Genomic DNA, 12,115 nt, shown 5'->3' with positions numbered 1-12,115 from the left:
TTGGATAGTACCCTTAATATCTTTAATTGTGGCGATACCACCCAAATTAATATCGTTGGTGGTGACGGTGATGGTTTTCCAATCAATTCCTGTGCTGTTGATACAAGTCCCTTCTACCACACCCTTGGTATTGTTGAGTGGTTCAATAGTGATACTAGCTTTATCACTGGTCAAGGATTTGGTTTTATTGTCGTATTTGGGATTTTGTGTAGTGAATGTAAAGACTCCACCTAATTCTGCGGAAACAAAAGCATTTAAAAGCTCACTATGCCAAAGTTTCTTGGAACTATCATAAGTGATTTTCCAATTCCCCGTTGACTTGACATTATTAGCATTTGAGCCAAGGTCGAGAGCAAAACCACCTTGAATTGTGAGATTGTAATGGGGAGATTTATCATCGATTTTGCAACTAGGTTGCAAAAGCTTTAAACCGGAGCCGACTTGAATATCACTGAGTTGAGAGTCTAACAATGATTTGACAGTTGCGATGTCTTCAGGTAGGTCTTTGAAAATATCTATTGCTCCTGTCTTTTTCTCTGGGGAGTTTTGAGCCTTGTTGTCTTCTTTACGCTGTACAACGGGTCGATGACCTCCCTGCTGTACTACGTGGGTTAACTCGTGGGCTAGTAGTTCCTGACCTGGGCGGCTTTTAGGTTGATAAGCTCCACGCTTAAAAAAGATGTCCTTTCCTGTTGTGAATGCGACAGATTGAAGAGAGCGATTTAATTCATCTGATGGATCATCAGTATGTACCCTAACTCGACTAAAATCAACACCAAAGGACTGTTCAAGGGGTTCTCGAATGTCTTCAGAGATAGGTTGTCCGTGACCTTGTTCTTGTTTAATGGCTGTTTCTAAGTGTGGTGTGGTGGCCATTCCCCCCGCTCCATTCCCTGGAGATGACACCGACTTTCGCATTAATTTTGGGCTGGGTATAGCTTCTGGGTGAGCTAATGGCTGGGATGGAGGATGATTAATTTGCTTAACTACTTGTGCGGCTACTTTATCAGCTTCTTGTTCGTATTTGTCCCCGGGTTGATTAACCTTCAGCTTGGCCTGGACTGGATAACTTTTTTGACTGGCTGCTAGTTCGTGGGAAAGACCGCGGAATAAAGGCCGACGCTGAATTGAAGAGTTATTAGCTGTGGGGATTTGTCGAAGAAGTAGGTTTACGGAACTATCTGCTGGCTGCTGTTGGGAACTTTGCGACGAAATCAGGCTACCTAGTGCCTGGTTGCCAAACATCTCTTGTAACTCTTCTACTGGATGGATATCGCGGTTATTGCTAGATTTAGCCTGTTGTTTGGCAGTGGTTTGAGTTTTTTGGCTTTGGTTTTGCCGCAAAGTACCCATATACATTACTCTCTACTTTTCTGATTGGAAATATGGATGTGAATGGTAGTCAGAAAACTTGGGATTTTTGGGAGCATTTACGCAGATCAAGCTACTAAGGTAAATATCGAGTTTTATGTTCCTTTGACACGAAAGTTAGTAGTGATAAAACTCCCAGTCCCAGAATATTGGGGTGTGGGGTCGGGAACAGGTCCGCCGGGTGTGGGTTGCTGTGCGGGAACAACAACTTGAAATTTAGCTTTAAATGTACTTCCTTTGAGTAAAACGGGTTTGCCGTTGCATTTGGTTCTCAGGGCTTTTTGATTGGGGGCGAGGGAGTCTATGGAAAGGATTCCTACGCCGGGAATGGGATGTGATGGGGTCATATAGGGACAACCGGGAACGATGACGCTTTTTTCATCGCCATCAACACACACCATTTTTTTGTTAATCATGTTTTTACTCGACCCCACTATATTACCAGGAATTACGGTGACAATTGCTTGTCCAAATGGGGGGTTAAACATGGCGATGTCGCCTGTGGTTAAAATATAGTCTGACATAATAATTGGAATCAAAAAAATTAATTAATTTTCATTAATCTACCCAGGCTTCTTCTTTAATTGTGGACTCCTTGAGCATTTGGGGGGTAACTCTACCAATGATGGTGTTACCTTGTACTCGTCCGTTATTGTTTAACCGACAAATTTCCAGTACATTCACCCTGGGACTCAAATTAAACTCTTGTTCTACAATGACTTGAGAAACCGGTTGTTGATTGAGATTAAAGTTGAGTTTGATGGTGATTTTACCTGACACTGGACAGTCATTAACGTTAGATAAGACGACATAAAACCCTTTGGGATTCTCCAAAAAACGCTGATAGCTAACTTGGTGTGTCCCCCGCAGTCCTTGGGCGGAAAATTCTAAGTTAGGCATTAAGGGTCTAAAGGAGGAAGTACAAGATTGAATTCTTAATGTTAAAAGTCTGGCTATTTTCTCTCCGGCGGTTTCTGCGACTCCAGTAAGTTCGATAATTGCTTCTATTTCTATTTTCTTTTTGGCTGGGGAATCAAATAATTTAAAGCGGTAAATTCTCTCTAACCATTGGGAGTTAGGAACCAGTCGCATGGTTGCGCCGATTTTAGTCCCGATCAATGTGTTACCAATTTTGTTTTCTTGATGGCGACGGTAAATTTTTAATTGGGTCTGTTCAGCATTTGTGGGAATTTGCAAGGATGCACCCACTTGGTTGCCTAAGCGAGTATTACCTTCCATGCTGTGCCATAATGGTCTGGGTTTGTAAATCCTTAACCTGGCATCATGGACTAAACGCATGGTTTCACCGACTCTCGCACCCAGGCGAGTATTACCGTCTATCGGTGTGATTTGGGGTTGATGAATGTTTAAGGGGGGGTCTTGATGGAGATGTAAGGTTCGTTGTGGTTCTGAGTCCAGGCGAGTATTTCCCGGCATTAATTCTAATTGATTCAGGGGGCGATAAATTCTTAAGTTAGGTTCTAGGTCAAAGGGTAGGGAATCAAAGATAATGTGGGAATATTGTTGCTGGTTGAGATGAAAGTTAACTAGGACGGTAATTTTCCCTGTGAGTTGTTCACTGCTTAAATTGGATAGGGCAATAAAAAAACCATCAGGATTGCCAATAAATTGCTGATAAAATACAGTTTGTCTGACATCAGCCCCCATCTGGCTACCATTCGGTTCTAGGGGTAAGTTTTTTCCTTGAATACGAATTAATATTTCTTTTTCTAGGGGATGTTCTGGCGGGTAATTATCGAGTTGAATCCTGGCCTGAATTTGAAATTTTTGTTCTGGGGGTGCATCAAATAAAATAAAGGGGTAACAACCTCCCCATGCTTGGGTAATTTGCATGGTGAGTGTTAAGATTCTTAAAGCATAATAAGTATGGGCGGGTTTTTCTTGGTCAATAATTCCTTTAGAAATACGGAATTCTCGCCAATATCTCTCTGGGTCAATAACTTGATTGCTGGGTAAGGCCAGTTGAACCTGAAAATAATGGGGTTTGTCGTCAAATTCAAATATAGAAATTGTCCGTTGAGGATAAGTCAACCCGAAACTTTCTAAATAAATTGCCAGCATTTTTTTCAGACCGGGAACTGTTCCCCGAATTTGATACAGGGGAACCATCTGACTAATAAATTGGCGTTTGGTTTTCTCATCCCAATCATCCCGCAAACTTAAAGCTATCCATCCGGCTAACCAGGGTAAAAATTCCGCTGGGGTTTGTTGGGGGTCAAAATAGGTGTGAATTTGATCGATCAGGGTTTCTAAACCCCAAGGGGTGGCTGTGTTTTTGCTAACAATTTGGGGTGTAAAATCTGTTTCTTGTTCAGGAATACCACTGAGGATATTTTCAAAGGCGAGTAAAAATCTACCTAAAAAGGGATCTGTTTCCAGATAAGCTGGTAGATATTCTAAATAACTACTTAGTCGTTCTTTTTCCATTTGTCTCCTAAACGTTGCATTGTGGTAATTTCACCAATCTCTAGTGTGACTAATTCATTGTCGTGTAAAGAAATGGCGGTAAGTTGATTTTGGGCGTTGATTTGCTGTCGATGTTCCTCAAATTCGCTGATGTGAATTTGTTCTACATAATCAACTCCTGGTAAATGATCAAATAATTCATAAAGTTCAGAAACATAAATATCTCTGCCAAAGGGATAACCTTGATTTTGCCAATATTCTGGACAGGGGAAAGGATTAAAGAAACCTGTGAGTCGGCGTTGGGCTTCTGTTTGCACTGCCTGATATGAGGCACTATCATGTAAATATAAGGTGACCGCAACTTTAATGTTGACATAGTTGGGTTCGACTACGTGCAAGCGGGTGCTAATTAGTCTTCTTTGATCAAGAAATTTTTTAATTGTTTTTTTAATAATTTCTGTGTCTGGAGTCTGGATTTTGGGTAAGACGACTAAGGTAATATGTGCTTCTACTAGCTGGTTAATGTCTGCATTTTCTAAGTCTGTTTCTGGTAAACAATTTACCCGCGCCATGATCGCAGCTTCTCCCCAGCATGCTGCTGTTTTGGTTTGCAACCAGTCAAATAAGATAATTTGCTCAAAGTCTTTGGCGGTGACGGCTCGGTAACGTTGCCGTATTTGTACTAGTGTTTTCTGAATTTCTGCTTGTAAAATGGCATTCTGTTGACTGCTTGATTTTCCTTCTTGTAATTTGTAAGGTTCCCCTTGAAGTAGTGTTAAAAATGCCGCTTGGTTACGGTTGGTAATTTGATTGGTGCGATATAACACCATTTCTGTTAACCAGGCGAATAATTCAATCAGGATAATTCCTGTATCTGAGGGGTTGTGATCTGTCCATTCGGGGGCTTCACTAGGAATGAGGCCAATGGCTTCTTGTACTAGGTCGGTATAGGTGCGATCGTCCAGGTTGGGTAAGGGTAATGTCATGGTTTAAGTGTCTCCTGGTAGTTTTAAGGTGACGATATGTTGACCTGAGTAAATCATGGTCTGGATATCGATGACTGCATCGACGGGTTGAATATCTAGGGCGCGGACATACTTAACTCCTGGTACTTTTTCCAGGACAGCATAAAGGTCAGAATGATGAGGTTTACGGCCAAAACTCCATCCCTTTCCCTGATCTCCCCCTGTGAGGGGATGTAAAAAACTATGTATGCGATCGCTCACAGCTAGTTTTACCGCATCAGCATTTTCTACAGCCACGGGGACAATTTCCGTAATTACTCTGATTTCTTGCCATTTTGGTCCTGAGACCAGTAGGGTGATTGTGGGGACAAATCGGGCTTGTAAATAATTCCGCACGCGATTGAGTAATGCTAGTGTGGGGGTGGGTTGGCGTTCTTCACCGTAGGGAACGATAATGGCTAAGACTCGACCAGCGCGAATTTCGTGGTTGAAAACTTTGATGTGATTTTCTTGTAAAGCCGCCTTAGATGTACCATCAGGTTCTAGCCAGAGTTCTTCTAGCAAGGGATTATAATCAGGAAACATCATTTCTGGGGTGATAATTTTTACCCTAGCTATATCTATGGATGCTTCATAAACTAGGTCTTCAAAATCCTGAGCGGTGACGGCGCGGTTACGGTGGCGCAGTCGTTTGGGCGATCGCTCCTTGAGTTTGTCTAAAGATTCTTGCTCGTTTCCTCCTGTAGCAGCCTCCCAATTAATTACACTGTCTATATAGGGAATAGTGGTTTTGAGTTCAGCGATGGTTTGGGGGGCGCGATTACCTTTAATACCGCCTCCAGTACAATATTTACTTAACCTAATATTGTTACGTCCTCGTGGGGGAATCATCCCTGCTTGTCCATCACCAAAGTAAATTTTCCCGGTTTGGCGGTCAAGGACATAGTGACGGTCTTTAGGTGTAGAACTATAAAAATCTGGTACTTCTTCCCAAGGTATCCACACTTCTACTAACCGCCCGGTTTCATCTATAACAGGTGCAATATTTCCTGATGCTTGTGCAATAATTCGGCGTTCGTCATCAGGTGGGATTTTCCCTTCTTGAATTTCTAATTTTTGTCCCAGGAGAATGGGGGAATGGGTGGTAGTAAATACTTGTTTGGGATCGTTATTACTAGAACCTAAAATCTCATTTTCTAAGGTAATAGTTTGACTAGCCCAAACAGTATTAGTGCGGACAGAACGCAGCCGGGGGGGTACGGTAAAATCAGCAGAAAGGGCTAGTTGTTGAAAAAGGTAGCGCATTAAGCCGTATAGTCTTAACCGTTGAAATCCTAATGCCCAATGAAAGATATAGATCAAGCTAAAGGGCAGATTTTCCCAATTATTTGGCTGTTTCCGAGCGCGTAACCAATACAGTGGTTTACCAAAGTAAGGTGAGGGAATAAAGTCTGTAGGTCCGATAAATTGAATTAAACCTTTTTCGACAAAGGCTTGGGTTTCATCCTGGACAATTAAGGGTTTCCATCCCTTGGGGCTAGGATATTCCCAAGCAATTCTCTGTAAATTAATGTCAGTTGTCCCCCGGTTGGCGTTGGGTAAAACCTCTTCTTGTTTTGGGGGTTCGATTTGCAAGTAAAGTGTGCTGGGACGGTGGGGAAATGGTTGATTAAATCCCAAATACAAAGCAGAGTGACGGTTAAGTTGGGGTGTTAAGGGATGAAAACAACGGATGACTCTAGCTGCACGTTGATGATGATAATTGAGGGGTTTGGTGAAAATAACTAAGTTGCGATCGCCATCAATGAGTTCAATTTGCTGTTTTTCTGGGTGATTATCATCAAATTTAAGGAACTCACCGATTTTAAAGGGGCTGACATCATCCAGATGTATGATAGTTTCCCCTGGTTGAGCAGCTTGAGATAATCTCACTAATACAGGAGTGCCTTCACAATAGATAAAATCATTGTAGGCATAATAAAAGGCAGGTTTTTCTAAAGCAACTGTATAAGTAATGTTTACCGATTCCACTACAGGCGGATCAAAGGTATCAGGAGTATTTTCCGCCATAGTAAATTTACTTAAAACTCGACTGCCGGCTGTGTAAGCATTCCGGGTGGTATTCTCTAAAATTAGCTTTCTTTGTGCTTCTACTTTGCCAATAATTTTAATTTCTTCTTGGAGGATTTCACCCCCAGAAGTTTGCAGGCGGATAATATTGTCAATTTCTAATTCATCGACACTATCAACGTATATTTCTGATTGTCCAGAGGTGATATTTTGAGCAACCAGGGTGACATCATTATAGACAACATATTTTCTTTCTCTGCCTTTTCTGCCATAAATACCGTTAGTAATTCTGGCACGAATCCAATAATAATTTTCTTCCTGATTCTCAGCTAATTCTGGTAAATTTTGGGGGAATTGAAAGGTAGATGATGTACTATTTTCTATAAACTTAATGGGTGATGAGTTATTGTACCATCTAAATTGATTTTCATTAGTTGTTGTTTCAATAATTTGCCATTCTTGCCCGTTGCCTATTTCCCAAATAATTTCTAAATCTTGGGTATAGGTCGGTTCATGACTCAATTTAACATCAATGATGATAGCGACTCCGGGTTTAATATATTCATTAGCTAGAGGAATAGAAAAAGTATCGTTACGCAGGGGTGTAGCCCCGAAGGGGTAAAATTCTTTGCTTAAATCGACGGAAGAGGTGTTAAATAAACAGAGTTTGGGGGTTTGGGTATGATTAATATTAATACTGAAATTAATTTGAGTGATTTCCGGTAAATTTTGCCGGTTGTGTGGTATCAAAGCGACTTTTAACCATTTGGCTTTTTGCCCGTTGATTTCCGCAGGCATTAATTTTGGTAACTGTGTTAAGGTAATAATTAATTGTGCTGCTTCTGCTTGAGTTTGTACATTAGTTAATGTTTGCCATTGTTTTGCATCCCAATAAAACCATATATCTAGTAATGCTTGCAGTTTGATAGCACCGTGTGGGCTATCAGTATGTATGGTGATGGTAGCAGTTGTTAATTCGGGAATCTGGAAAATTTCTTCACAATTGATATATAAGTAATGCTCAACTGGTTGATGACCAGTGAAGGCTAAAAATGGTTGATTTTGCTGAACATTAGCAGGAATGGTGTTTTCAGTGCGATCGCTGTAATAATCCCGGTCTTCTATGACAAACATTGCTTGTAATTTCGTACCGGTAACCAACAAATCTTGTTCAGTTTCAAAGATAACTTCTTCCTTCTCGTTTTCTAAAGGTGGTGCAGAAATTTGAGTATGGGCGGGAACAAGGGCATCTACAGGACTACGACCAGCTAAACTAAAAGTGAGGGGGACTCTAGCGGGTTGGGGTGGAGTTTGTTGAGTCCCAATTAAGTTAAGAAATGCTAGTAAGTTGCGGTCGGGAACGCGATTGAGGCGATCGCTGACTACTGTAGCCATGCGGCTGAAAATCCGCATTAGTGCTAAACCCGCATCTGATTTATTAAAATCTTTATCTGTATATTGCTTAACTAAAGCTTGGGTTTGTTCAACCAAATCTTCATAGCTGCGTTGGTCAATTTTAGGTGGAGGAATAGACATAATTCGCTACTGTAAATAGAAAGGATAAACTAAATTAAAGGCATTATTAGTGGTGCGAACTTGATAATTAATGGAAATGTGCAGCACATTAGGTTGAGAAGGATGGGAAAGCAAATCAATATTTAAAATATCTATGCGCGGTTCCCACTCCACTAGAGCCGAACGTACATCACTAATGATTTCGCCCACTGTACCGGCGCTATTGGGTGCAAAAACGCGATCGTGAATTCGACAGCCAAAATTAGGACGCATGACACGTTCACCTCTGGAGGTACTTAAAATCGCCCAAATTGACTGACGTACACAATCCTCATACTTCGCCATTAGCAGTTTTTCCTTGTCATCAAACTGCACAGGATAGGTCCAACCTACCCCTAAAAAATCAATATCCATTACATCACCTCCAAAGCCCCGTTATTAACCTTGACTCCCGCAGCGCAGGTAATTTCTAACCCCGACTTCGCTGCAAATTCCCCTTTAGATTTAGCTTCAATGCTGCAATTTGAACCTGCTTCTATTTTACATTCTTGTTGAGTTTTAATTTCTAGATTCTTACATTCAATGGCAATATCTTTGTCTGTGCTTTTGATAGTAATTTTTCCCTTAGCTTCAATATTGATGTCTTCTTCTATTTGAACGCTCAGGGAATTTTTCTCACAATCAATGGTAATTATATTTTTACCACTTTTATCCTCAATAATAATTTTTTCCTTATCTTCCGTATCATCTAAAACAATTTTATGACCACTGCGGGATTTAATCATGCGGATATTATTTTCCCCATCATCATTTTCTAAAGGTGGTTTATCCTTACCATTCCATAAACTGCCTAAAATATAAGGAAAGGCAATATCACCATGTTCAAAAGCCACTAAAACCTCATCATCAACTTCAGGTAAAAAGTAAAATCCCCTATCTTCTCCCGCCATGGGAGTCATAACCCTAGCCCAAGCGCTTTCATCTTCATCAGATAACCACGGGAACTTGACCTTAATTCGCCCTACTCCATCGGGGTCTTTAATATTAGTAACCACGCCAATAGTGACACCATAAAAGCGAACATTGGGGTCATCTGGTAATAACAAATCTATTCCCATCATGATGCAGTTCTCCTCGCAGTAAATAAAGTACTATAACCCTGGTATTCTGAGTAATTATGTTCAGTTGATGTCACATAATACATTCCACTAAATCGCTTTCCCACTCCAGTTACTTCGATAACTTTGGCAATTCTCAAAGTGGGAATTCCCGGACAAGTTCCTTCAGCATTTATATAGGCGATCGCCATATCTTTGAACTGTCCTAAAGCTATTTGATCAGCTTCTTCTTTACTAGCTACTGGTTGAATAACTACAGTAGAAACAGATTTCCCAAAGGTTTCTACCGTTTTAGGACCAGTAGTTTTACCCCCCATTTTACTTCCTTCTTTACCTGCAGATGCTTTACCTATAACTTCTTTTTTATCTTCCGGTATCCATCCCTTTACTTCCACCTCTTCCACCTGAGACATGGTACTTAAACGGGGTAAAAATTCCCGTAAATTTTCTTCAAACTTTAAACTTACAACCTTTTGACCGTCGTTTTGCGGAGGTTGAAAATATAATGTTTTCTTATCAATAACGACTTCATAGCCAATGCGTTCTGCACGACTTTGGAGAAAATCCCAATCAGTTTGATTATGCTGCAAAACATACTCATGTTTCACATCAGTATCCTTAACTTTTGGTGATAGTCCCCTAGCTCTAGCGATTTGACTAGCGATATCACTATCTTTCATTTTCGCATAGGATTTTGTTTTAGTTCCTCGTAACAAACGGTGACGCAGATCATGTCCCCTTACTACTAATATCGGCGCAGAACTTTGGAGAAACTCAGGTTCTAATCCCGTAATTTCTCCCACAATGACCGTTTTTAATTGATTTTCATAACCCATTTGAATTTCAACTTCATTACCAATCTCAAATAAATCATCATCAATCCAAGTTAATTTACCTTTCGCTAAATCCCAACTAGCAAATTCCAAGGTAAACATACTTGGTGCTTCTATATCTTCATATACTTTGGCCGAAATTAAATCCGCACTTGCTTGAGCAGAAAGCTTTTGTCCTTTAATTAAAACTTTAATATTAGGAGAAAGACTTTTTGCACCACTATAATCAGACATATTTTACCTCCCTTAAGTGTAACTTTCAATTCGCAAAGGTGGAATTGTCAAAACTAACCCTGGTGGTATTTTACGGGGATTATCTAGCTGATTTTCTGCTGCAATTATTCGCCATAAATTGGGATCTCCATATTCTTCATGAGCAATACTACTGAGGGTTTCCCCTCGTTTGACAATGCGAACCGGGTCATCAATTAAATTCTCTTCTTTTTGTTGTTTTTCTGGTTCTGTCCACTCCCTAAATGTACAATTCAAAGTAGCGCGCACAGGTGTACCATCTTCCAAAAACTGGGTTAGAGTTTTCGTCACACTTTCTAAAACACCATCGGGTAATAAAATACTATCTTTTCCCCCAATGGTTCCCCAAGCTAGCTTACATCGAGGTGGCCTTTTCTCGCTTGTCCCAATTCTGGGACGAGTTAAATTAAAAACTTGCTTGGTATATTGTTGGACATTTTCCGGAGGAGAACCTGTAAGAGTAGTATCAAAGAATAACTCTATGGTTAAAGTGGCTAAATCCTTAGAAGGAATTAGACCTTTTTCGCCGATTGTCCAACCAGTTTTATTAATTTGTACCTGGTTAGGATTAAACAAAACTTCGATTTCATCGGCGAAATCTCCCTCACTACTTTTTTCGGCTTTAATTTTTAACTTTTCTAGCGCCATTTCTTTTTACCTCTCCGTTCACTTTCTATAACTAGTCTCCGCATGATTCTTCGTTCTACTTTTTCAACTAAATCATCAACATTAATCTGAGGTGGTATACTCACTCCTTCTAGTGAATTTTGTTGATTGCGGTGAATTGGAGGAGGATGTGAATTAACAGAAGAATGGGATATATTTGTTGTTTGGTTAACCGAAATACTATTGCTGATAGGATTTTGTGACTGATGGGATGATGTGCTATGATTAGCTGTTGACATCAAACTTGTCTGGTGATTTAGTTCTTGACTATTTAAGTTATTTCCCTTTTGTTTAGAAATGGGAGAATTAGACCATATTAATGGTTCTAATTGAGGCGAATATGGCTCAGAGTTAACTTTTACTTTTAATAAAATCTGTTGATTATAAGCAGATTTAGGCTTTTTAGCTCCCGAATCAACTACTACTTTATTTCTATTTTCTAATTTTCGCTTAATTGGAGTGGTTAAAGTTGATCTATAATGTTGAATATTAATACTAGGTGATAACCTTTCAACTAAGGGTATGTCTTGTAATGATTGATTTGGGAAAGAGTTATCGGCGGTAACTACTGGTAAGCTGATACTGGGTAATGATGTAGTTTCCCCAATGGAAGAGTTGGGATTAACTAAGTTAATTAAAGGTATGTTTTGTAATGACTGATTTGTGAAAGAGTTATCGGCGGTAACTACTGGTAAGCTGATACTGGGTAATGATGTGGTATCTAACTTACGTTGAATGGGAATTTCTGAAGTTGATTTAGTTTCCCCAATGGAAGAGTTGGGATTAACTAGGTTAATTAAAGGTATGTTTTGTAATGGTTGATTTGTGAGAGAGTTCTCAGGTTGAATTACTGGTAAGCTGATACTGGGTGATGATGTAGTTTCCCCAATGGAAGAGT

The 12,115-nt window shown here is 40.1% G+C and carries 10 protein-coding genes; all 10 read right to left on the bottom strand.

Annotation, left to right across the window (positions count from 1 at the left end):
* Positions 1 to 1,353: eCIS core domain-containing protein (locus PN447_RS14790; protein WP_271763798.1), on the bottom strand; the 1,353-nt coding region annotated here is incomplete at its 3' end.
* 113 nt (positions 1,354 to 1,466) lie between these two features.
* The gene (locus PN447_RS14785) at positions 1,467 to 1,910 is read right to left on the bottom strand and encodes a hypothetical protein (RefSeq protein WP_271763797.1); all 444 of its coding nucleotides are present in this window, start codon (positions 1,908 to 1,910) and stop codon (positions 1,467 to 1,469) included.
* 19 nt (positions 1,911 to 1,929) lie between these two features.
* Positions 1,930 to 3,819 carry a phage tail protein gene (locus tag PN447_RS14780; RefSeq protein ID WP_271763796.1) on the bottom strand — a complete coding sequence of 630 codons (1,890 nt, stop codon included), beginning with the start codon at positions 3,817 to 3,819 and terminating at the stop codon, positions 1,930 to 1,932.
* Positions 3,801 to 4,784, bottom strand: coding sequence for a baseplate protein J (locus PN447_RS14775; RefSeq protein WP_271763795.1), 984 nt, complete (start codon positions 4,782 to 4,784; stop codon positions 3,801 to 3,803). The genes PN447_RS14780 and PN447_RS14775 overlap by 19 nt, the downstream gene beginning before the upstream one ends.
* 3 nt (positions 4,785 to 4,787) lie before the next feature.
* Complete coding sequence (locus PN447_RS14770) at positions 4,788 to 8,369, bottom strand: putative baseplate assembly protein (RefSeq protein ID WP_271763794.1); 3,582 nt, start codon at positions 8,367 to 8,369, stop codon at positions 4,788 to 4,790.
* 6 nt (positions 8,370 to 8,375) lie between these two features.
* Entirely contained in the window at positions 8,376 to 8,762 is a 387-nt protein-coding gene (locus PN447_RS14765; RefSeq protein WP_271763793.1) for a GPW/gp25 family protein, read from the bottom strand.
* On the bottom strand, positions 8,762 to 9,469 hold the full coding sequence (locus PN447_RS14760) for a phage baseplate assembly protein V (protein WP_271763792.1): 708 nt from the start codon (positions 9,467 to 9,469) through the stop codon (positions 8,762 to 8,764). Before PN447_RS14760 ends, PN447_RS14765 begins: the two co-directional genes overlap by 1 nt.
* The gene (locus tag PN447_RS14755) at positions 9,466 to 10,533 is read right to left on the bottom strand and encodes a phage late control D family protein (protein WP_271763791.1); all 1,068 of its coding nucleotides are present in this window, start codon (positions 10,531 to 10,533) and stop codon (positions 9,466 to 9,468) included. The genes PN447_RS14760 and PN447_RS14755 overlap by 4 nt, the downstream gene beginning before the upstream one ends.
* 12 nt (positions 10,534 to 10,545) lie before the next feature.
* Positions 10,546 to 11,199 (bottom strand): CIS tube protein, encoded by a 654-nt coding sequence (locus tag PN447_RS14750; RefSeq protein WP_271763790.1) that lies wholly within the window; start codon positions 11,197 to 11,199, stop codon positions 10,546 to 10,548.
* A partial coding sequence (locus PN447_RS14745; RefSeq protein WP_271763789.1) for a hypothetical protein occupies positions 11,190 to 12,115 on the bottom strand: 926 nt, incomplete at its 5' end. The genes PN447_RS14745 and PN447_RS14750, both read right to left, overlap by 10 nt.

This window comes from Anabaena sp. CS-542/02, assembly GCF_028331085.1.
In the GTDB taxonomy this organism is placed as follows: domain Bacteria; phylum Cyanobacteriota; class Cyanobacteriia; order Cyanobacteriales; family Nostocaceae; genus Anabaenopsis; species Anabaenopsis arnoldii.
The sequence above is the reverse complement of the archived record's forward strand: the minus strand, read 5'-3'. Positions and strand labels throughout refer to the sequence as shown.